Genomic DNA, 21,477 nt, shown 5'->3' with positions numbered 1-21,477 from the left:
ATATGAAAGGGAAGAGTTATTTTTTCATCGGTATTGGGGGCATCGGCATGAGTGCCATTGCCCGCTATTTCCTTGCCGAAGGGGCCCATGTGGGAGGATATGATAGGATTCGCTCAAAGGTTTCCACGGCTTTGGAGGAGGCAGGAGCAGAGATTATCTATGAAGATCGTCCGGAGCTGATTCCCACCAAATACCAAGCACCTAAGGAGGTGCAGGTAGTCTACACGCCTGCAATACACGAGGATAATCATATCCGCCAATACTACGCACAGCACGGCTACGAGCAGGTGAAGCGTGCGGTAGTGCTGGGGCAGATCACCCGAAGGCAAAAAGCACTCTGTGTGGCGGGCACGCATGGTAAGACTACTACTAGTACACTTTTGGCTCATCTCCTTGAGCAGTCGCACATTGGTGCCAACGCATTTCTCGGTGGAGTTTCCCAAAATAGTGGAAGCAATCTTTACTTAAACCCCAATAGCCCTTATGTGGTTATCGAAGCGGATGAGTATGATCGCTCGTTTCATCAACTAACCCCAACGCACGCGATTATCACCTCTACAGAGCCAGACCACCTCGATATTTATGGAACACCTGAGGCATACCGAGAGGCTTTTCAGATCTTTGCCGAAAAGATGATTGCAGGAGGAGTATTGCTCCTCAATGAGAAGGCACATTTAGATAGATGCCCTGAGGGGGTGACGCTATTTCGCTATGGGAGCTCCTCACAATCGGACTATTGGTATAGTAATGTGACCTACCGCGATGCGGAGCTTTTTTTTGACTGGCACTACCCTAGAGGGTGTTACCAACAGCTCCAAATCGGCACACCAGTGGAGATCAATGTACTGAATGCTACGGCGGCACTGGCACTAGCTCAGCACCTAGGAGCGACTGAGGAGGAATTGAGGGAGGGATTGAAGAATTTCTTGGGAAGCCGTCGCCGCTTTGAACGATGGCTCAATGAGCCCCAACACCCGGTGATGATTGATGATTATGCCCATCACCCCGATGAAATCAAGGCATCGCTCACCTCTATTCGGAAGCTTTACCCAGACAAAGAGATCGCAGTGGTTTTTCAGCCCCACCTCTTTAGTCGTACTGCCGACTTCATGAAGGAGTTTGCCGAAGCACTTTCGGTGGTGGATAATGTGATATTAATTCCAATCTACCCGGCCCGTGAAGAACCTATCCCGGGGGTGACATCAGATGCATTGGCAAAGTTGGTTACCTCTCCACTAAAGGCCTCTGTGACGAAGGAGGGGTTGATCCCTGAGCTACGCAAGCACCACTTTGATGTGCTAGTAATGATGGGGGCAGGAGATATTGAGTATCTGCTCCCCGAGGTACGTGACTATCTCAAGAGTGTAGTGATATGACGAGAAAGAAAGCCTCAACCCTATTCATTTGGCTGATAGCACTCACCCTATTAGGGGTTATGGGCTACTCTTACTTTGCCTTCCGAGGGCAGTCTCGCTACATTGTGCAGCCCAATCGTACTCGCATAGTGATCCATGGGAGTGAGGCAGGTTTTTTAGATAAGGATGATGTGTCGCGCATACTTCCCATCGATATTACCGACACCACGACGGTCTCTGTGGATTTGGCAGGGATAGAAGGCCGAGTACGCCAAGAAATACCCTATGCCAAGAAGGTTAATGCTTATATTTCGCCCACTGCGCATCAGATGACGGTACAGGTAGAGAGTCGCAAACCAGTCTTGCGCTTTTTCTCTGACCAAGGCTCCTTTTACCTCGATGATGAGGGGAACCCAATGCGTACGAAGGTTGGCGTCTCGGTATACCTTCCCATTGTAAGAGCTCACCAGGTCGACTCTATCACGCTCAAGCAGACGCTTTTACCTCTCAGCCAGTTTATGCAGACACACGAGGATTGGGCCTCTTTTTTCAGTGTGATTGAACTGAAGGAGGGCAATCGCCTGCACTTCTATCCACGAGTTGGTGACTATATATTTGAGGTGTTGGGAACGACTAATCTGGAGGAGGACCTGGAGAAGATACATACCTTTTACAATAAGATTGTGCCACAAGTGGGAGCAAATCGCTATCAACTGGTCAAACTCTCTTATTCTGGGCAGATTGTGTGTAAGCGTCGCCCATAACCGACCTCCAAAAAGAGACGAAAAAGCTTTAATCATTAACACCACTCAATAATTTTGGGTAAGTTTGTGCAAAGAGTTGTATCACCCGATAGGGCAACCTATTGAGGGGAACATATTAGACATTATAATATTCTATATATAGATGAGTACTAGAGAGCTAAGTGAGCAGGAGGTATTAAGACGTCAGAGTCTGGAGAAGTTGAGAGAAATGGGAATTAACCCCTATCCAGCAGAGGAATTCAAAGTGACTGCATATGCCGATGAGGTATTGGCGTCATTTGATGATGAAGCCCCTCGGAGAGAGGTGAGTATGGCAGGACGTATTATGATGCGTCGTATCATGGGTAAAGCTTCATTCTGTGAGCTACAAGACTCCACGGGGCGTATCCAGCTCTACGTAACTCGCGACGATATTGCACCTGGTGAGGATAAAGAGCTCTATAATACGGTATTTAAGAAGCTCCTAGATATCGGTGACTTCATTGGCATTAAGGGATATGTATTCCGTACCAAGATGGGTGAGGTATCTATCCACGTACAGGAGCTGAAGCTCCTATCCAAGAGCTTACGCCCTCTTCCTGTGGTGAAAGTGAAGGATGGCGTCACTTACGATGCGTTTGGTGACCCTGAGCAGAGGTACCGCATGAGATATGTGGACCTTGTGGTGAACCCTCAAGTGAAGGAGGTATTTATCAAGCGCAGTAAGACGTTCAAGGCGATGCGTGAATTCCTAGATGCACGTGGCTATCTGGAGGTAGAGACTCCTATCCTACAAAGTATCCCAGGTGGTGCTGCAGCTCGTCCTTTTGTCACTCACCACAATGCTCTGGATATACCACTTTACCTGCGTATTGCTAATGAGCTTTACCTAAAGCGACTGATTGTGGGTGGATTCAATGGGGTGTATGAGTTTAGCAAAAACTTCCGCAATGAGGGAATGGACCGTACCCACAATCCAGAATTTACAGCGATGGAGGTCTATGTACCCTACACCGACTACAACTGGATGATGGAGATGACGGAGCAGATGCTAGAGTACATCGCTATTCAGGTGAATGGGACGACTAAGACTAAGGTGGGTGACCGCGAGATTGACTTTAAGGCGCCCTACCCTCGTGTAACGATGCGTGATGCCATCCTGAAGTACACTGGCTTTGACATCAAGGGGAAGAGCGAGGAGGAGCTGCGTGAAGCATGTAAGGCTCAGGGAATAGCTGTGGATAAAACCATGGGCAAGGGAAAGCTGATTGATGAGCTATTTGGTGAGAAGTGTGAGGGAAATTACATTCAACCCACCTATATTACCGACTATCCTGTGGAGATGTCGCCACTTACCAAGATGCATCGCACTGAGCCCGAAATCACGGAGCGCTTCGAATTGATGGTCAATGGTAAGGAGCTTCTCAATGCCTATTCGGAGTTGAACGACCCTATTGACCAATTGGAGCGTTTCCAACATCAGATGGAGCTTTCGGAGAAAGGAGATGATGAGGCGATGCTGATTGACCAAGACTTTGTCAGAGCTCTGGAGTATGGTATGCCACCAACGAGCGGTATGGGAATCGGAATGGATCGCTTTGTGATGCTATTGACAGGACAAGAAAGCATACAAGAGGTGCTTCTATTCCCTCAAATGAAACCCGAGGTAAAGGCGAAGAGTGAAACAACAGAAAAAGACGATGAGTAGCTGGCAACCGGGTAAAATAGGGATCATCGGTAGCGGTAGCTGGGGCACTGCTCTTGCCAAGATTGTCTTGGAGCATGAGGAGCGTATCAATTGGTACTTCCGCTTCGGAGAGACGGTGCGGCAGTTTAAGCACTCGCAGCACAACCCCACCTACCTTACTAGTCAGATTTTTGATACAGATAGGATTGATTTCTTTACGGATATTCCTAAGATCGTAGCTAAGTCGGACACTCTTATATTAGTGACCCCATCCCCTTACATCAAGGGAACACTTGATAAAGCAAAGCCTGGCTCGCTTCAGAAAAAAACCATTCTCAACGCAGTTAAGGGTATTATACCTGACAACTATGTGGTGATTTCGGACTACTTGAGCGACCAACTACAGATACCAGAGGAGCAAATAGCAGTGATCAGTGGTCCAACTCACGCAGAGGAGGTGGCACTTGAGCGATTGAGCTACCTCACATTGGCTTGTAGTAATGGGAAGAGGGCAGAGCAGATGAGTCAGATATTTAATTCTGATTACACGTTTTGTAATGTCAGTACGGACGTACGTGGAATAGAGCTGGGGAGTGTACTAAAGAACATCTACGCTATAGCTGCTGGGGTATGCCAAAGCCTTCGCATGGGAGATAACTTCCAAGCGGTACTGCTCTCCAACGCGATAAAGGAGATGGACTACTTCCTTTCGGAAGTGACTGATGCGGAGCGAAATATAAATGACTCTGTATACCTTGGTGACCTATTGGTAACAGGCTACTCTCGCTACAGCCGCAACCGCACTCTCGGCACTCTGATAGGAAAAGGGTACTCGGTGATGCAGGCACAAGATGAAATGGAGCTGACACCAGAGGGATATTATGGGGCTAAGTGCATCCATGTACTCCTGAAAAAGCACCGAATTGAGCTGCCTATAGCACAAGCTGTCTATGACCTCCTCTACAAGAAGGAGAATGCACGGGAAACCTTTGAAAAACTGAGCTTAAAACTTAAGTAAATAAAGATAAGATGAAAGTAAATATAAATAATGCTCTTGGGGATAATAAGGTGAAGAGCCTTTATGAAGCACTCTTGCCAAAAGCTAAAGAGAGTCACCAACTCCTACACTCCGAAGAGGGCAAGGGAAATGACTTCCTAGGCTGGAGAGAGCTTCCATTTGAGATCTCTGATGAGATGATAGCAGATATCCAAAAGACTGCTGATAGGCTACGGGAAGATTGTGAGTACGTTATCTCAATCGGCATTGGTGGTTCCTACCTAGGTATCAAAGCGGTGGTTGAGGCTCTTTCGGACTCGTTTGCCCATCTAAAACCAGCCACGGGTGCCCACTTGCTATTTGCAGGTCACCACATCTCTGAGGATTATCTTTCAGAGCTTCTGGACCTAGTGAAGGGGCATAAGTTTGGGCTGATCAACATCTCAAAGAGTGGTACTACAACTGAGCCAGCTATTGCCTTCCGTCTTCTTAAGCAACTGCTAGAGGAGCAGGAGGGAGAAGACTTTGCTCGCCAACATATCGTAGCCATTACCGACCATTCAAAGGGAGCCCTCCGCACACTTGCCGATAAGAAAGGATACAAGAGCTATGTTATACCTGACAATGTGGGTGGGCGCTTTAGCGTACTGACCCCAGTAGGTCTATTACCTATAGCTACCGCAGGCTTTGATATTAAGGCCTTGGTTAATGGAGCGAAAGATATGGCTCAAAAGCTAGATATTAATAGCAGTGAGGCGACTATTGTAGAGCAACACGCTGCCACACGAATTGCCCTATATCAGAGTGGCAAGAAAATTGAGCTTTTAGTCAACTTTCACCCCAAGATGCACTATATTAATGAGTGGTGGAAACAATTATTCGGAGAGAGTGAAGGAAAAGACCACAAAGGAATATTCCCAGCTGCTGTGGACTTCACCACCGACCTACACTCTATGGGGCAGTGGATCCAAGATGGGGAGCGGATTATCTTTGAGACCTTTGTGACGATTGATGAGAGCGAGCACCGCCTTGAGATACCAAGTGATCAGGAGAATCTTGATGGACTTAATTTTATTGCCGGTAAACGGATTAGCTTTGTCAACAAACAGGCTGAGAAAGGGACTATGTTGGCTCACCTAGATGGAAGCGTGCCACTAGTTAATATCACCTTACCACGGCTAGATGCATACAATATTGGGCAACTCTTTTATTACTTTGAGAAGCTGGTAGCGATTAGTGGATACCTCACTGGGGTCAATCCATTTGATCAACCAGGTGTAGAAGCCTACAAAAAGAATATGTTTGCACTGCTGAATAAGCCTGGATATGAGGAAGCCTCTAAGTCTATTCAAGGGCGCGTCAATGAACTGTAACACCTATGGATAAAAGCTACAATACACTTTCAAAGCCTCTGATCCTACCTGAATATGGGAGGCATATCCAAAATATGGTGGATTACTGCTTGACTTTGAAGGATGAAGCGGAGAGGCAGCGCTGTGCAGAGTCAATTATAGCTACGATGGATATGGTCTCAACCCGTGATAAGGAGCGGGAAGATCATATGCAAGTGTTGTGGGATCACCTATACATTATGTCGGACTTCAAACTGGATATTGACTTCCCCTATCAGGTGACCTCAAAAGAGGAGTATCGCTCGCAGATTAAATGTGCGCTAGATAATGACCACCAACAAAAACCTCTCTATAGGCACTATGGTAGGATTATTGAGCGAATGATACAAGCAGTATTGGCACTGCCAGAGGGAGAAGAGCGTGACGCATTGGCAAAGGAAACTGCCTTGCAGATGAAACGTAGCTATATGCAGTGGAATAAGGACAGCGTAGCCAATGCTAAGATTTTCTCAGATCTCTATGAGCTATCGGAGGGGAAAATATATTTGGATGAGCTAACTTGTCAGCTACCCGATGCTAAGGAATTCGCGTCTCAAGCTCCACAAAAGGAGAACCGAACTTACACGATGAAAAGGAATAAAAACAACCGTAGGAAGAGGAGGTAATTACATCATCTATTAAATATTAAAGTACTATGAGTTCGTTTGTTGTAGAGGGTGGTCACCAACTCCGTGGTAATATCCATCCACAAGGAGCAAAGAATGAAGCCCTGCAAGTTATTTCGGCAGTGCTTCTCACTAAAGAGGAGGTGCAGATCTGCAATATCCCTGATATCTTGGACGTCAATAACTTGATCCAGCTCCTAATGGATATGGGGGTGCAGGTAAAGAAACTGACAGCGGACACATATTCTTTCAAGGCCGATAATATCAACCTAGACTTTGCCTACTCTAAGGCTTTCCTAGAGGCAAGTGGAAAGCTTCGAGGTAGTGTGCTTCTCATTGGACCGCTTTTAGCTAGGTTCAAGAAAGCATTGATAGGCAAACCTGGTGGCGATAAGATAGGAAGACGAAGGCTAGATACTCACTTCCAAGGATTTATAGACCTTGGTGCTCAGATGAAGTATGATGCCACAAAAGAACTCTTTACAATAGAGGCAGAAAAGCCAATGCGGGGCACCTATATGCTGCTGGAAGAAGCCTCTGTAACTGGTACAGCAAATATTATCATGGCAGCTGTGCTCACTGAAGGTACTACCACGATATATCACGCTGCATGCGAACCATACATTCAGCAACTTTGCCGGATGCTTGTACGGATGGGAGCAAAAATTGAAGGTATCGGGAGCAACCTACTTACCATCACTGGTGTGGAGAGCTTAGGAGGTACACAGCATAGGCTTTTGCCTGATATGATTGAGGTGGGTAGCTTTATCGGAATGGCAGCTATGACAGGGTCGGAGATTACCATCAAGGAGTCCGATGTACACGAATTAGGTATCATTCCCAATGCCTTCAGGCGATTGGGGATTACCGTTGAAGAGCGAGATAATGACCTCTATGTACCAGCACACGACCATTATGAGATAGAGAGCTTTATGGATGGCTCCATCATGACCATTGCCGATGCTCCTTGGCCAGGGCTAACGCCAGACCTTTTGAGTGTGTTACTCGTTACTGCCACACAAGCAAGGGGTAGTGTCTTGATCCACCAAAAGATGTTTGAAAGCCGACTATTCTTTGTAGATAAGCTGATTGATATGGGAGCTCAAATCATACTTTGCGACCCACACAGAGCTACGGTGATAGGGCTAGACCGAAAGTTTAAGCTCAGAGGCGGCACAATGGTTTCGCCAGATATCCGTGCTGGGATTGCACTACTCATCGCAGCGATGTCAGCCGATGGAACTAGTAGAATCAATAATATTGACCAAATCGATAGGGGCTATCAATTTATTGATAAACGACTCAATCAATTAGGAGCAGCCATCACCCGCGTATAAATATATATAAGGAGTATGCTCAACCCCTACCCTACAATAGAAGGTAATGATCTAACCCTTTACGGAAAGGTACGTAGGACGCACGGATACCAAGGGGAGCTTTTGGTGGCACTCTCTTCGCCAACATACGAGGAGATACTGCCTGAGTTTCTATTTCCTGTGATTGATGAGATACCTATCCCCTATCGTGTAGAGCAGATAAGAGGAAGTGCCGAACAACTAATTATCAAGCTCCAAGAGCTTCATAACCTATGCGAGGCGGAGCCCTTCGTAGGCTGTGACCTTATGATCCTTAAGGAAGAACTACCAATGGGCGAAGCGCCTGAAATTTCAAAACTCATTGGCTACACCCTACTACATGATAATGGAGAGGTGATTGGAGAAATAGTAGCAATAGATAGTACCACAACCAATCTCTTGCTCCTAGTAGAGCTTGCAAAAAACAATAAGCAAGTACCTATACCACTTACCCCTGAGTGGCTAATAGAACTTGATGAGGAAAGTAGAAAACTAACTCTCAACTTCCCTATGGAGCTACTTGAGCTTTAACCCATCTTTACCCACTTCATTCTTAATAAAAACAGTGAGAAGGGGGTCAAAAAGATGTTATTTTGCAAGGTTTGGCACATTCTCAAGGTTATTTGAAAGGTATTGGGTACCTTTATCATCGAATATAAAATCATTATCGTTTATTCACACTTTAAGAAACACTGTGACAATGAAAAAGCACAATTTTTATGCTGGTCCCTCAATCCTAAATGAGGGAGTAATCAAAGAGGCTGGCAAGGCAGTTGAAAACTTTGCAGGTACTGGCCTTTCAATCCTAGAGGTATCTCACAGAGGTAAGGAGTTCGTAGCCGTAATGGACGAGACCGTAGCCCTCTTCAAGGAGCTTCTAGACGTTCCTGAGACACACGAGGTTGTTTTCGTTGGAGGTGGTGCTAGCCTACAATTCTACATGAGTGCACTCAACTTCCTTAATAAGAAGGCTGCCTATCTAGATACAGGCACATGGTCAAGCAAGGCCATCAAGGAGGCTAAGCGCGTAGGTGAGGTAGTAGTAGTAGCAAGCTCTAAGGACGACAACTACACTCATATCCCTGAGTACACCGTGCCAGGTGATGTAGACTACTTCCACTACACTTCCAATAACACCATATATGGTACAGAGATCAAGAAGGATCCAGAGGTTAGTGTACCTCTTATCTGCGATATGTCTTCTGATATCTTTAGCCGTCCAATAGACGTATCTAAGTACGATCTTATCTATGGTGGTGCACAGAAGAACCTTGCCCCTGCAGGTGTTACTTTCGCAGTAGTAAAGAAGGATGCTGTTGGTAAGGTAGATCGCGACCTTCCTACTATGCTCAACTACCAGACTCATATTGACAAGGGTAGCATGTTCAACACTCCTCCAGTATTCCCAATCTATGTAGCTCTTCAAACCCTTAAATGGTACAAGAGCCTAGGTGGTATCCCTGCAATGCAGAAGAGAAATGAGGAGAAGGCTGCTCTTCTTTATGATGCTATTGATAGCTCTAAGATCTTCCGTGGTACTGCTCGTGAGCAAGATCGTTCACTTATGAACATCTGCTTTGTGATGAAGGATGAGTACAAGGAGCTTGAGAAGGACTTCTTAGACCTAGCTACTTCTCGTGGTATGATGGGTATCAAGGGTCACCGCTCTGTTGGTGGTTTCCGTGCCTCTACATACAACGCACTTCCTATCGAGAGCGTAAAGGCTCTGATAGATGTGATGAAGGAGTTTGAGAAGAAGATCTGATCACAGTCAATCATTAATGCCGCATCTATGGAGCAGTGGTCATGACCACTGCTCCGTGGACGCGGTTTATATCAAAATACCAAATACACTAAATAACGAATATAGAAATTATGGCAAAAGTATTAATCGCTACTGAAAAACCATTTGCACCTGTAGCTGTAGAGAAGATTAGAGGCATCATTGAGAATAACGGTCTTGAGCTTGTACTGCTAGAGAAGTACACAGAGAAAAGCCAACTACTAGACGCAGTAAAGGACGTTGACGCTATGATCGTACGTAGCGACAAGGTAGATGCAGAGGTAATTGAGGCTGCTAAGAACCTTAAGATCGTAGTGCGTGCTGGTGCAGGATACGACAACGTAGACTGTGATGCAGCTACAAAGCACAATGTAGTAGTGATGAACACCCCTGGACAAAACGCCAACGCTGTAGCAGAGCTCGTATTTGGCATGCTACTCTATCATGTGCGTAAGAACTTCACTGGAGCGTCCGGTAGCGAGCTTATGGGTAAGCGCCTAGGTGTGATGAGCTATGGTAATATCGGTGAAAATGCTGCTCGTATCGCTAAGGGCTTCGGTATGCACGTATATGCATACAGCCGTTCAACCCCAGCAGACTATTTCTTTAAGGATGGCTATGAGTTCTTCGTAAATCGCAAGGCAATGTTTGAGGTTTGCGACATCATGGTACTTGCTATGCCATCTGCAGCTAATACCAAGGGCATGATCAATTATGAGCTAATGAGCGCTATGCCAAAGGGGGCTATTCTAGTAAATATTGCTCGTAAAGACCTTATCAATGAGGCTGACCTCATGAAGGTACTAGCAGAGCGTCCAGACCTTAGCTACCTCACCGACGTGAAGCCAGATGCAGAGGCTGAGATCATAGAGAAGTTTGGCAAGCAGTACTTCTCAACTGCCAAGAAGATGGGTGCACAAACCGCAGAGGCTAATATCAATGCTGGTATGGCTGCTGCTTCTCAAATCGCTAGCTATCTTCTTACTGGCAACGAAAAGTTCAGAGTAAATAAGTAAATCATAGTAGTAAGGTAAGCAGATGGAGTGATGGCTAAAAAAGTCGCACTCCATCTACCTACCCCTCACTCCTCAATACAAATAAGAAAGATATGATCGTTAAACCATTTAGAGGCATTCGCCCTCCAAAAAACCTAGTAGAAAAGGTTAATTCTCGCCCTTATGATGTACTGAATTCCGACGAAGCTCGCAAGGAGGCAGAGGGTAATGAGATGTCGCTTTACCACATAATCCGCCCTGAGATCAACTTCCCTGTGGAAAAGGACGAGCACGATGAGGATGTGTATGAGATGGCTGCAAAGCAATTTGCACTATTCCAAGAGAAAGGGTGGCTCGTAAAAGACGAAAAGCCATGCTACTACATCTATGCACAGACCATGGATGGTAGGACACAGTATGGTATCGTACTTGGTGCCTACGTAGATGACTATATGCAAGGCAGGATCAAGAAGCACGAACTTACTCGTAAGGATAAAGAGGAAGATCGTATGAAGCACGTGCGTGTTAACAACGCCAACGTAGAGCCTGTATTCTTTGCATTTGAGGATAATACCACCCTACAGGGCATCATTGACAAGTACAAAAAAACTACTCCAGAGTACGACTTTGTTGCCGATATAGATGGATTTGGACACACCTTCTGGGTGATTAGTGACGATAAGGACATTGAGACCATCACCAAGGCTTTCAAGGAGATCCCTTACATGTACATCGCTGATGGACACCACAGATCTGCAGCTGCCGCACTTGTTGGAGATGAAAAGCGCAAGCAAAACCCCAACCACGCCGGCAATGAGGAGTACAACTACTTTATGGCTGTTTGCTTCCCAGCTAGCCACCTACACATCATAGACTACAATCGTGTGGTAAAGGATCTGAATGGGATGACTCCTGCTCAATTCCTAGAGAAGCTAGAGGATAAGTTTGTAGTTGAGGACAAGGGGACTGATATCTACCATCCTAATAAGCTACACAACTTCTCACTTTACCTCGGTGGTCATTGGTATTCACTAACCGCTAAGGAAGGCACTTATGATGATAATGATCCAATTGGTGTCCTCGACGTAACCATTTCAAGTGATTACATCCTTCGCGATCTTCTAGATATTCAGGATCTTCGTACCAGCAACAGAGTTGACTTTGTAGGCGGTATCCGTGGACTGGAGGAACTCAAGCGCCGTGTAGATAGTGGAGAGATGATCGCTGCACTAGCACTCTATCCAGTGACTATGGATCAGCTTATCAATATTGCCGATACTGGTAATATCATGCCTCCAAAGACCACTTGGTTCGAGCCAAAACTGCGCTCCGGACTAGTTATCCACTCATTAGAGGAGGAGTAAGCAGCAGCTATGCTACGATTAGCAGGAATTTATTATATCTAAATACCAAACAAAGAGAAAGTGACACACTCCCCACCGCGGGGACTGTGCTCACTTTCTATATTTATTACTATTTCGCAATATTATTATGTCATCAAAAAAGAGAGTTGAGAGCGATTTACTAGGCGAGGTGGAGCTAGATAATAGCCACCTATATGGTGTACAAACGGCACGTGCCATTGACAACTTTAAGTTTTCGCCATTCAAAATCAACGATTATCCACACTTCGTTGAGGGACTAGCTCTTACCAAGAAAGGGGCAGCGATGGCCAATCATAAGCTGGGCCTACTCACCGATAAGCAAGCTAAAGCTATTGAGCAAGCTTGTGACGAAATCTTGGCTGGCAAGCATCACGAGCACTTTGTGGTAGATATGTTTCAGGGAGGTGCAGGTACTTCCACCAATATGAATGCCAATGAGGTCATCACCAACCGTGCCCTAGAGATTATGGGCTACGAGAGAGGCGACTACAAACACCTCAGCCCTAACGACCACACCAATCTATCACAGTCTACGAATGACGCTTACCCAACAGCCATCCACCTAGGTCTTTATACCACCTATGTAGAGATGATCCCTCACATTGAAGATCTGATCAAGAGCTTCAAAGCCAAAGGAAAAGAGTTTAAGAAGATCATCAAGATGGGGCGTACTCAGCTACAAGATGCAGTGCCTATGACCTTGGGTCAGACCTTCAACGCGTTTGCTTCCATTCTTGAGGAAGAGCTACCCAACCTTAAGCATGCTTGCGACCAACTATTGGTAAACAACATGGGGTCCACTGCTATTGGTACAGGTATCTGCTCAGTGCCTGGCTATCGCGAGGCGTGTGCCGAAGCATTGAGTGAGATCACTGGGTGGAAGGTGAAGATGGCAAAGGATATGGTTGCTGCCACTTCCGATACCTCACACATGATTGGCTTCTCTGGAGCCATCAAGCGAATCGCTGTAAAGCTCAGCAAGATATCCAACGACCTTCGTATCCTATCCAGTGGTCCAAGAGCAGGACTTAGCGAGATCAATCTTCCTGCACGTCAGCCAGGATCCAGCATCATGCCTGGTAAGGTCAATCCAGTGATCCCAGAGGTAGTGACTCAAGTTGCTATGAAGATCATTGGCAACGACATGTGCGTCACCATGGCTGGCGAGGCTTCACAGATGGAGCTCAATGCCATGGAGCCAATTATGGCACAGTGCTGCTTTGAGAGTGCTCGCCTATTGGTAGAGGCTTGCGATACTCTTCGCACACTCTGTATCGATGGCATCACTGCCAATAAAAACATCACCGAAGAGCAAGTACATAGTAGCATTGGTGTTGTTACGGCACTTAACCCATACATCGGCTACAAGAACTCTACTAAGATTGCCAAAGAAGCGATCAACACCGGCAAAGGCATCGTAGAGATTGTATTAGAAAAGGGCATCCTCTCCAAGGAGCAACTAGACCAAATACTAGCGCCAGAAAACCTAATCAAGCCAGTACGTCTAGATATCAAGCCTCTCAAAAACTTCGAGGACTAATCCCCTCACCCACATAATACATTAAGGAATATGGGGTGGTGCTTAATGCACCACCCCATATTCGCATTAATATCCACCTAATCAAATAATATTCTATAATAATGAAGCAAGAAATGACACTACAATAGGAACGCTTAAGTCACAAACAAATCCATGATAAACTGAATGAACCAAATACTCAGTACCAGACGTTCGAAGTACAAAGGGAAGAGTTACATCCATCGTTGTTGCACCTCCCGCTGCAATTGGCGCAAAAGGGCTAAAATAACGTGCTAGTATGGGACTTAACAGAATGGCTATCAACTCTCTAAATATATTTGATAAGAGTGCTATAGTACCGATAGCTACACCTACGTTTTCAGAAAGGATAATACTTGATAAAGAATAATATCCCAATCCTGCAGAAATCGCCATGGAAGAGATTGCATCTACTCGGATTATTAGTGACGCAATTAAACCACCAAATAGAGTACCAAAAATAGTTAGAAAAGGCAAAAGTATCACACGAGAAGACAACTTTCTAAAACTTCGTAATGTCTTAACATCGTTACCAATAGAAATGCCAACCACAAACATCAAAGCATAAAGAAGACAAGTAGCATAGCTGAAACTTACAAAAACATTTTGAAAGATATCAATCCGTCCAACTACTACACCAGACAAAAAAATAACAACTAGAAAAATATTATCTTTCATTTTTTTCCTTACTTTTTGTGCTCCAATTATAAAGAAGCCATGCCAATAGGACACTAAAGAAAACGGATAACAAAGTAATGACTATTGCGTTCAATCCTAATGCATGTAGGTTATAAAAGATCTCATCATTAGACCCTATTTCTAGGCCCAACGTAAACAACAACAAATACACAAGTAAAGAGATCAAGTATCCAACCGACTTTAAGCGACGCCTTCTAAAAAGCCAGCCACAAAAAAGTCCCATAAGCATGAATACGATAATTTTCACCATACAGTCCTTTCAAATAGATCATAGGAGGTGACTAAAAGCACCTCCTATGAAAATTCACAACATCATGTTTTATAGTTCATACTCATCATAAAGCATCAAAAGATGGGCTGCAGTCCAAGTAAAATGTCTAGCTTGTAACTGCTCTCCTGTCAGAGGGTCATAGTTTTCACATAATGGACCATCACCAACTGCTCCATCTAAATGATAAAAAAGCTGCTTGGTAAAAGAATTAGCCAGCTCTTTTTGTCCGTTTTTTCTCAGTCCACTAATGGCAAAATAAACTTGATCAACCCATATTGGTCCTCTCCAATAGCCATCATATGTAAAGTTTGGATGATCAGCTACTAACGTAGGAAACGGCACAAAAGTTGCGAACTTTGTACTATCCATGAGAATTGGCAGCATTCTATCCAACTGCTGAGAAGTGTTAAGCTCAGTCCACAGAGGTGCATACGCTTCACAACCTTTGACTCGAATAAACTCTCCATTAGTAATTCTTCTGTCATAGAAAAAGTCATCAACAGGGTCGTAAAAGTAGTCAGCAAATTCTTGTGCACTCATTCCTTGCTCCTCAAATTTAGTTCCTAATATCAATGAGAACTTTTGTAAAAGTGCTCTCTCTTGAATGAGAAACGCATTAAGGTCAACGCTTTCTTGGTCAAGAGATGATTGTCCACCTTTCGTTGAAAGCATATTTGCATTATCAAAACGCACAGCATTGTCCATACCACTCTCCCAAGCAGCTGCAACCCGAGTGCCATCTGTAGACCCATATTCACATATGCCATTTTTATTAACATCACGGTAATTATACCACCAATTATGATACTTAACTAATTGTGGAAACACCTCTGCTAGAAAAACAGTATCTTTTGTCACTTCATAAATCGCATCAGTGGCCCAAGAAGCTAGGGGTGCCTTAGTATTACGCCAATTGTTTTCCAAAGAATCAGGATAAACACAGTCTGCTACCATCCCTAGATCATCTTGAAAAGTAAGCATAGAACGTAAAAACTCCTTAGATAATTCAGGTGCAAACTTGACTGTAGACACTATTGCTTTCCAAGTATCCCAAGCCCATAAACCCACAAAGTAGCCTTTAGCATGACTTGGAATAATTCCATCATAAGGGAGATCTCCCTCAGGTGATACCCAGTTAGATATAAGTGTGACAATAGATTTAACTGCTATTCTATCAAACCCTTCTGGCATTTCTTTCTTCAGAACAGACTGCAAATACTTATCCCATCTACTCTTATTAAGGTCAAAGAAATGATTGCCATCGTTTAATAGACTTTTCACCTCATTAATATCTCTTCCATTTCGATCGTGAACGAGTGATATTATAAGCTCTGACTTTATAGGCACTTCAAACTCTATATGATCCTTTTGTGTAGAGACATCAACAATATTTTCAGGTAAAACCAAAAAAAATGTTTCCCTTTGAGAGCTAAGTTTAAGGAAGCCATTTTCCAAAGACGTTTCATACCCAATCATAGGGGTAATGCATAACCTAAATGCAGAAGGTTTTGAGCTTCGAAAGCGGATCAAGGCCATATCGCTATCAGCAAAAATCAGTTCCTGACTCACCTCTATTCCACCGTCAAATTGGCCAGTAATAGCAATAATTCCTGGATAATACTCTCTTTTAATGTTGGAAGCTTTTACTCCTGTAGATGACCTCAGCTCCAACATTGACTCTGCTGCCCATTCATAGGTGCGCAGTGAAAATGGTCCGCAGAAACCGAATATATCAGATGAATCTTCCGAGTGAGTAAATCCCATCCAACTGCCTTGATCACTAAAGAAACCCAACAGCTGATCCTTTGATGATCTTGGTGTTTGCTGAATATTAAGGATAGACTGAAAAAGCTTATTATCTCTTCCTCCTGAATACAGCTCCTCTTGGTTGCTTTTGCTTGGCAAGCTACAGCTAGCAAAACAATAAAGAATAGACGCCCACAAGATAAGCAACTTATTTATTTTCATACAATTCGACTACAAATTTATATTCCATTTCATGAGGTATAATTGAATATTCAGGGTGCACTCTTGCTCCCCAGGTATTATCACCCCCCACTCCCATTTGAGAATGGTCAATATTTAACCAAACAAGATCACCTAGCTCAATACTTCTACCGTGCTTCCTTTCTATATCATAAGGTATATAGTCAATTTCGTCTTGAGAAAAAGGCCAAGCACTCACATTTAATAGATGATCAATTGCTACGACACGAATAGTATACTGCTCATCTGACAACTCTGCCCATCTCACATCACACTTATTACCTGTCTCTTGAGGTCTCAAGTATCGATAGAAGTCAGTACGAACATCTGAGCTGTATTTTCCAACTAGTGCTGAACTCTTACGATCTGCATAACTTTCGTGTGGGCCACGCCCATACCACGTCATTTGAGTGAACTCCTTAGGAAGCTGCATATAAACTCCAAATCGAGGCATTTCTGGCAAAGTCAATTTCCCTGGAGCAAAGTGCACCGTCACCTCTACCTTCATCTGACTATCAATTAAATAGGACATCTTAAATGAAGAGTGTTGTTCTGGCAAAGAGTATATAGCAGACACAAGAAATCCAGAGGTCACTTCTTCTGTAGTAAATGATTGTAAAGATAATTGGTCTTCAATTCTTTGCCAGGTTTTACACCTATTTAAAGTATTATTAGCTACATCATTATCAGTTAGTGGTCTCCAAAAATTCGGACGAAATCCCTGCTTGAGGAACTCCTTTCCTGCAAAATTCAAACTTGTGATAAACCCTGTTTTGAGATCAAAAGTAACGCTTTTGTTTGTGTCAAAGTTTGTAAATACTACCGATTGACTAGTGCGATTCATTTTGATATTTTGGGATTTGCCTTCTAAAGCCAATTCATTGGGTAACGCTGAATGAATCATCCATTCACTAATTGAAACCACATGCCCTTTTGGTAAGATAGCTGTAGAATCTTTTAGATGAGCAGATAACCTAAGATAGTATTCATGATTATCTTCATTCACGAAACTTTTCCATGGAATATGCAGTACGAAATTATCCTTTGGTAATATACTAGGAAATTCACCTACTTGATGATGAATAGCTTCTCCATCTCGTAAGATATCCCAAGAATAGTAAAACTTATCTAGTGATATAAAGTCATACCCATTAGATGCTACAAACATTTCTGGCTCAAATGGGATAGAATTAAATTGTATGCTCTGATAAACCTTCTTAACCTCCCAAATATGAGGTTTCAGACTTCTATCGGCTGCGACTAATCCATTAGCACAAAAATTTGAATCATTGGGAACCCCGACATATCCTAGATCTCCTCCATATGCCCAAATATTCCTACCTTTTTTATCTTTAGATTTAAAAACTTGGTCAACCCAGTCCCAAATAAATCCACCTTGCAGTTGATCGTACTTATTTATAAGGTCCCAATAGTCTTGCAAATTACCGACACTATTACCCATAGCATGAGCATATTCACAAAGTATCAATGGGCGGTCTTGGATCTGATTTGCATGTCGTCTTAATTGCCAAATCCGCGCATACATTGGAGCAAATATATCAGAAACGCTATCAAATCCTCCTCCTTCATACTGAACTGGTCTAGTAGGATCCGTTGTCTTTATTTCATGATACATGGTCTCAAAATGACGTCCATAGCCAGATTCATTTCCCATTGACCAGATAATAATAGGAGTATGATTCCTATTATATGCTACCATACGAAGCATCCTTTCTCGAAATGCCAATTCCCACTCAGGGAAATTAGCTAATGTCTTAACGTTCTCATTGAACTTCATGCCATGGCTTTCAAGATTTGCTTCATCTACTATGTAAAAGCCCAAAAGTGTACACAATTGGTACCACTCAGCACGGTTAGGATAATGGCTACTTCTTACAGCATTGATATTAAAGGCCTTCATAAGCTTTAAGTCCTCTACCATACTTCCAACCGTAATGGTACGACCCATAATGGGATCATGCTCATGTCTATTAACACCCTTAATCGTAATAGGCTTCCCATTGAAGAGGAGCAATCCTTGTCTCATTTCTACAGTTCTAAAACCAAAGAAATGGCAGAAAGACTCTAATTCTTCGCCAGCTTCATTATGAGTCGTTATAAACAGTCTATAAGAATAAGGTGACTCTGCAGACCATGGTATAACCTCTTCAATCTTAGTTTTAAAACTATTGCTTTGCAACTCAGTTCTGGGGATAATTGGATGCCCAAATTCGTCAAGAACAGTAATAGTGATCGACTCTCCATTAGTTCTTTGACGGGATAGGTCTACTGAAAGATCAAGAATTCCACTTTTGTAGTTATCAGACAAAAGTGCATTTAATCTAAAGTCATTCACCCTAAACGCTGGACGCGAAGTAACAAAAACCTCACCTTCAATGCCACTATATCTCCAAAAATCCTGCCCTTCCAAGTACGAGCCATCAGAATATCTAAAGACTTTAAGGACAAGTTTATTCGAACCATCTTTAAGAGCGTTAGAAACATCAAAACTAGCAGGCAGTCTACTATCTTCACTGTAGCCTATAAATACACCATTTAGCCAAACATAAAATGCCGACTCCACAGAATTAAATGTAAGTATGTGTGACATGCTAGCATCCCCATTCCAATCAAATGAAGTTGCATATATACCTACTGGATTATAATCCTCTGGAAGGTGTGGTGGATTAGGGGGGAAAGGATAGCGCTCATCCGTATAAATAGGAGCATCAAATCCTTGCAACTCCCAACTTCCAGGCACTTGGATGTTACTCCACCCAGACATATTCTCCTTGAGAAACGAATCATCAGCACATTCTGTAGGGTTCTTGTACAGCTTAAACTTCCATACTCCGTTCAGAGAGACTCTTCGTTCATTCGAGTAATTAGGAAGGAACCTAGCCTCTATAGGCAATTCTGATTGAGCTTTAGCAAAAACCTCATTCTGAAAAGGGGAGAAATATGCCGATATAGGTAATCGATTGATCGCATTGACTTGTGGATCTTTCCATGCGGTGGTATTATACTCTCCTGCGTTAGTCTTATGAGATAAACCCAAAGTAGACACGACTACTGCAAATGAGAATATTGTACGACAAATGTATCTTAATCTTTTCTTCATTTTTTATTCTTTATAGACTTATTAGAGTTTAGCTCCACAAGAGGTATTGGGTAAAAAGCATGCTTTTCATAAGAAAAGTTTCTTCTATTATTTTCTTTCATTGCCTCTTCAAGTTTTCCCCACCTTCTCAGATCATACCATCTCCAGTTTTCTAGTGGAAACTCTAGCATTCTTTCGTGCTCGATTTGAGAACGAACTTCAGAGGTCGTAGAACCTTGCATCTTAGGCATATCACCATGAACCTTACGCACTTCATTAATAAGTGAAATAGCCTCAGAAGTACGTCCAAGTTCATTTAGCACTTCAGCTTTCATAAGTATTACATTAGCATATCTCATCAATGGTATATTAATTGCACAGTAATTTTGGTTCATCCCCTCTTCAGAACGTGGTAAAAACTTTCTAAACACTGGTTTATCTATATTAAATCTATCATCATAGTCTTTTCCAAATACTTTTCCAGTTCCATCATTGTAATAATCATCCTTGAAAAAGAGGGTCTCATACATCCGAGTATCATAATTACCTGTAGAAGAAATTTTACCCTCCTTCTTAAACGTTTCCACTAAAAGGTCACTCGGTAATATCTCATCCCATCCTCCCAACTCTAAAGCAGCAATCCACTTATGAAACTGAGTTCTATAGTTTGCACCACTAGCAGTAGACATAGAGAACTGTAGTTCAAAAACACTTTCGACACAGTTTTTATTTTCACCTGTAAACATACTCAGAAATCTCTTCTCTAATGCATACCCTTTTACATTTTCAAATGCTTCTAAGGCCTTTAATAGATACTCTTCTTTTTTATCTGCTTGTTCATATGCCATTGTTAGATAACTGAAACCTAAGTAAGAATAAGCAGCTCCAGATGTAGCTCTTCCTATATTCTCAGCATCGTACCTTAATGGCAAAGAAGTAGCAGCTTTCAGATCATTAACAATAAAGCTCCATGCCTGTTCTCTTGTTGCGACATTCTCTTCTAGGTCTTTTTGATCCACTATATACTTATCTCTAATAATAATTTTCTCAAAGTTCAATAGAAGTTTCAAGTGATAATACGCTCTTAAAAAATGCGCTTCCGCCAAATTTAGCTTTCGTTCCGTTTCTGAGATTTTCCCCTCTGGTATCGTAGGTACCTTCTCTAGCACTTGATTACAAAAACTAATACCTGTATAGTTATTGTCCCAATAGGCCAACAATTGAGAATTACCATTACTGTAAGTAAAAGTTGAAAGTTCCACCCAGTTTGGATAGTTTGTAGCATCTGCTCCAAGTATTACCAGATCTTCTCTATAAGCCTCAACTGGCCACTTAACTTCTGCAAATCCCCAAGTATCGATTGAGTATTCAAGCTGTGAGTATGCAGCAGAGATACCAGCATCCGCATCTCTTGCATCCCTCCAAAAGGCATCCGATGTAAGTTTATCTGAAGGTCGTAAGCTGAGATAATCATCACAGCTACTAAGTCCTACCAAAGTGCACATCAATAATATGCAAGTAAATATTTTTTTATCCATAACAAGTT

General features: G+C 43.1%; 17 protein-coding genes. 12 read left to right on the top strand and 5 right to left on the bottom strand.

Features of this window, described 5'->3' with window-relative positions; translation table 11 throughout:
* Positions 1-2: 2 nt before the first annotated feature.
* The 12 genes from murC to MWL85_RS02960 all read left to right on the top strand — a co-directional run bounded on the left by murC (position 3) and on the right by MWL85_RS02960 (position 13,857).
* Positions 3-1,376, top strand: a complete 1,374-nt coding sequence (gene murC, locus MWL85_RS03015) for a UDP-N-acetylmuramate--L-alanine ligase (protein ID WP_244401364.1) — start codon at positions 3-5, stop codon at positions 1,374-1,376.
* Positions 1,373-2,119, top strand: a complete 747-nt coding sequence (locus tag MWL85_RS03010) for a cell division protein FtsQ/DivIB (RefSeq protein ID WP_244401363.1) — start codon at positions 1,373-1,375, stop codon at positions 2,117-2,119. The genes murC and MWL85_RS03010 overlap by 4 nt, the downstream gene beginning before the upstream one ends.
* Before the next feature lie 142 nt (positions 2,120-2,261).
* The gene (lysS, locus tag MWL85_RS03005; RefSeq protein WP_018028147.1) at positions 2,262-3,806 is read left to right on the top strand and encodes a lysine--tRNA ligase; all 1,545 of its coding nucleotides are present in this window, start codon (positions 2,262-2,264) and stop codon (positions 3,804-3,806) included.
* Positions 3,799-4,803, top strand: coding sequence for an NAD(P)H-dependent glycerol-3-phosphate dehydrogenase (locus MWL85_RS03000; protein WP_244401849.1), 1,005 nt, complete (start codon positions 3,799-3,801; stop codon positions 4,801-4,803). The genes lysS and MWL85_RS03000 overlap by 8 nt, the downstream gene beginning before the upstream one ends.
* 11 nt (positions 4,804-4,814) lie before the next feature.
* On the top strand, positions 4,815-6,155 hold the full coding sequence (locus MWL85_RS02995; RefSeq protein ID WP_244401362.1) for a glucose-6-phosphate isomerase: 1,341 nt from the start codon (positions 4,815-4,817) through the stop codon (positions 6,153-6,155).
* Positions 6,156-6,160: 5 nt separating this feature from the next.
* The gene (locus MWL85_RS02990; protein ID WP_244401361.1) at positions 6,161-6,799 is read left to right on the top strand and encodes a DUF4290 domain-containing protein; all 639 of its coding nucleotides are present in this window, start codon (positions 6,161-6,163) and stop codon (positions 6,797-6,799) included.
* A 29-nt stretch (positions 6,800-6,828) separates the two neighbouring features.
* Positions 6,829-8,136, top strand: coding sequence for a UDP-N-acetylglucosamine 1-carboxyvinyltransferase (gene murA, locus MWL85_RS02985; RefSeq protein WP_244401360.1), 1,308 nt, complete (start codon positions 6,829-6,831; stop codon positions 8,134-8,136).
* A 15-nt stretch (positions 8,137-8,151) separates the two neighbouring features.
* A complete protein-coding gene (locus MWL85_RS02980; protein ID WP_244401359.1) occupies positions 8,152-8,685 on the top strand; it encodes a ribosome maturation factor RimM in 534 nt (177 codons plus the stop codon).
* Positions 8,686-8,854: 169 nt separating this feature from the next.
* A complete protein-coding gene (serC, locus tag MWL85_RS02975; protein ID WP_244401358.1) occupies positions 8,855-9,919 on the top strand; it encodes a 3-phosphoserine/phosphohydroxythreonine transaminase in 1,065 nt (354 codons plus the stop codon).
* A gap of 110 nt (positions 9,920-10,029) precedes the next feature.
* Positions 10,030-10,953, top strand: coding sequence for an NAD(P)-dependent oxidoreductase (locus MWL85_RS02970; protein ID WP_070706882.1), 924 nt, complete (start codon positions 10,030-10,032; stop codon positions 10,951-10,953).
* Positions 10,954-11,045: 92 nt separating this feature from the next.
* Positions 11,046-12,296 (top strand): DUF1015 domain-containing protein, encoded by a 1,251-nt coding sequence (locus MWL85_RS02965; RefSeq protein WP_244401357.1) that lies wholly within the window; start codon positions 11,046-11,048, stop codon positions 12,294-12,296.
* Positions 12,297-12,423: 127 nt separating this feature from the next.
* Positions 12,424-13,857, top strand: coding sequence for an aspartate ammonia-lyase (locus MWL85_RS02960; protein ID WP_070706886.1), 1,434 nt, complete (start codon positions 12,424-12,426; stop codon positions 13,855-13,857).
* Positions 13,858-13,950: 93 nt separating this feature from the next.
* Here MWL85_RS02960 and MWL85_RS02955 read toward each other — a convergent pair whose 3' ends face one another.
* The 5 genes from MWL85_RS02955 to MWL85_RS02935 all read right to left on the bottom strand — a co-directional run bounded on the left by MWL85_RS02955 (position 13,951) and on the right by MWL85_RS02935 (position 21,469).
* Entirely contained in the window at positions 13,951-14,553 is a 603-nt protein-coding gene (locus MWL85_RS02955) for a LysO family transporter (protein WP_244401356.1), read from the bottom strand.
* On the bottom strand, positions 14,543-14,803 hold the full coding sequence (locus MWL85_RS02950) for a LysO family transporter (RefSeq protein ID WP_262914459.1): 261 nt from the start codon (positions 14,801-14,803) through the stop codon (positions 14,543-14,545). The genes MWL85_RS02955 and MWL85_RS02950 overlap by 11 nt, the downstream gene beginning before the upstream one ends.
* A 90-nt stretch (positions 14,804-14,893) precedes the next feature.
* Positions 14,894-16,813: an MGH1-like glycoside hydrolase domain-containing protein gene (locus MWL85_RS02945; RefSeq protein ID WP_244401355.1), complete on the bottom strand. Its 1,920-nt coding sequence runs from the start codon at positions 16,811-16,813 to the stop codon at positions 14,894-14,896.
* Positions 16,800-19,952, bottom strand: coding sequence for a glycoside hydrolase family 2 TIM barrel-domain containing protein (locus MWL85_RS02940; protein ID WP_244401354.1), 3,153 nt, complete (start codon positions 19,950-19,952; stop codon positions 16,800-16,802). Before MWL85_RS02940 ends, MWL85_RS02945 begins: the two co-directional genes overlap by 14 nt.
* The gene (locus tag MWL85_RS02935; RefSeq protein WP_244401353.1) at positions 19,949-21,469 is read right to left on the bottom strand and encodes a RagB/SusD family nutrient uptake outer membrane protein; all 1,521 of its coding nucleotides are present in this window, start codon (positions 21,467-21,469) and stop codon (positions 19,949-19,951) included. Before MWL85_RS02935 ends, MWL85_RS02940 begins: the two co-directional genes overlap by 4 nt.
* Between the last annotated feature and the right edge of the window lie 8 nt (positions 21,470-21,477).

This window comes from Porphyromonas somerae (assembly GCF_022845615.1).
GTDB lineage: Bacteria > Bacteroidota > Bacteroidia > Bacteroidales > Porphyromonadaceae > Porphyromonas_A > Porphyromonas_A somerae.
This window is presented reverse-complemented; position numbering and strand designations above follow the sequence as displayed.

What these genes read in the sequence shown, in the direction of transcription:
- murC (WP_244401364.1), top strand. Translation starts at nt 3, where the DNA reads ATGAAAGGGAAGAGTTATTTTTTCATCGGTATTGGGGGCATCGGCATG.
- MWL85_RS02980 (WP_244401359.1), top strand. Translation starts at nt 8,152, where the DNA reads ATGCTCAACCCCTACCCTACAATAGAAGGTAATGATCTAACCCTTTAC.
- MWL85_RS02935 (WP_244401353.1), bottom strand. Translation starts at nt 21,469, where the DNA reads ATGGATAAAAAAATATTTACTTGCATATTATTGATGTGCACTTTGGTA.
- MWL85_RS03010 (WP_244401363.1), top strand. Translation starts at nt 1,373, where the DNA reads ATGACGAGAAAGAAAGCCTCAACCCTATTCATTTGGCTGATAGCACTC.
- MWL85_RS02990 (WP_244401361.1), top strand. Translation starts at nt 6,161, where the DNA reads ATGGATAAAAGCTACAATACACTTTCAAAGCCTCTGATCCTACCTGAA.
- MWL85_RS02950 (WP_262914459.1), bottom strand. Translation starts at nt 14,803, where the DNA reads ATGCTTATGGGACTTTTTTGTGGCTGGCTTTTTAGAAGGCGTCGCTTA.
- MWL85_RS02965 (WP_244401357.1), top strand. Translation starts at nt 11,046, where the DNA reads ATGATCGTTAAACCATTTAGAGGCATTCGCCCTCCAAAAAACCTAGTA.
- MWL85_RS02995 (WP_244401362.1), top strand. Translation starts at nt 4,815, where the DNA reads ATGAAAGTAAATATAAATAATGCTCTTGGGGATAATAAGGTGAAGAGC.
- serC (WP_244401358.1), top strand. Translation starts at nt 8,855, where the DNA reads ATGAAAAAGCACAATTTTTATGCTGGTCCCTCAATCCTAAATGAGGGA.
- lysS (WP_018028147.1), top strand. Translation starts at nt 2,262, where the DNA reads ATGAGTACTAGAGAGCTAAGTGAGCAGGAGGTATTAAGACGTCAGAGT.
- MWL85_RS02945 (WP_244401355.1), bottom strand. Translation starts at nt 16,813, where the DNA reads ATGAAAATAAATAAGTTGCTTATCTTGTGGGCGTCTATTCTTTATTGT.
- murA (WP_244401360.1), top strand. Translation starts at nt 6,829, where the DNA reads ATGAGTTCGTTTGTTGTAGAGGGTGGTCACCAACTCCGTGGTAATATC.
- MWL85_RS02955 (WP_244401356.1), bottom strand. Translation starts at nt 14,553, where the DNA reads ATGAAAGATAATATTTTTCTAGTTGTTATTTTTTTGTCTGGTGTAGTA.
- MWL85_RS02960 (WP_070706886.1), top strand. Translation starts at nt 12,424, where the DNA reads ATGTCATCAAAAAAGAGAGTTGAGAGCGATTTACTAGGCGAGGTGGAG.
- MWL85_RS03000 (WP_244401849.1), top strand. Translation starts at nt 3,799, where the DNA reads ATGAGTAGCTGGCAACCGGGTAAAATAGGGATCATCGGTAGCGGTAGC.
- MWL85_RS02970 (WP_070706882.1), top strand. Translation starts at nt 10,030, where the DNA reads ATGGCAAAAGTATTAATCGCTACTGAAAAACCATTTGCACCTGTAGCT.
- MWL85_RS02940 (WP_244401354.1), bottom strand. Translation starts at nt 19,952, where the DNA reads ATGAAGAAAAGATTAAGATACATTTGTCGTACAATATTCTCATTTGCA.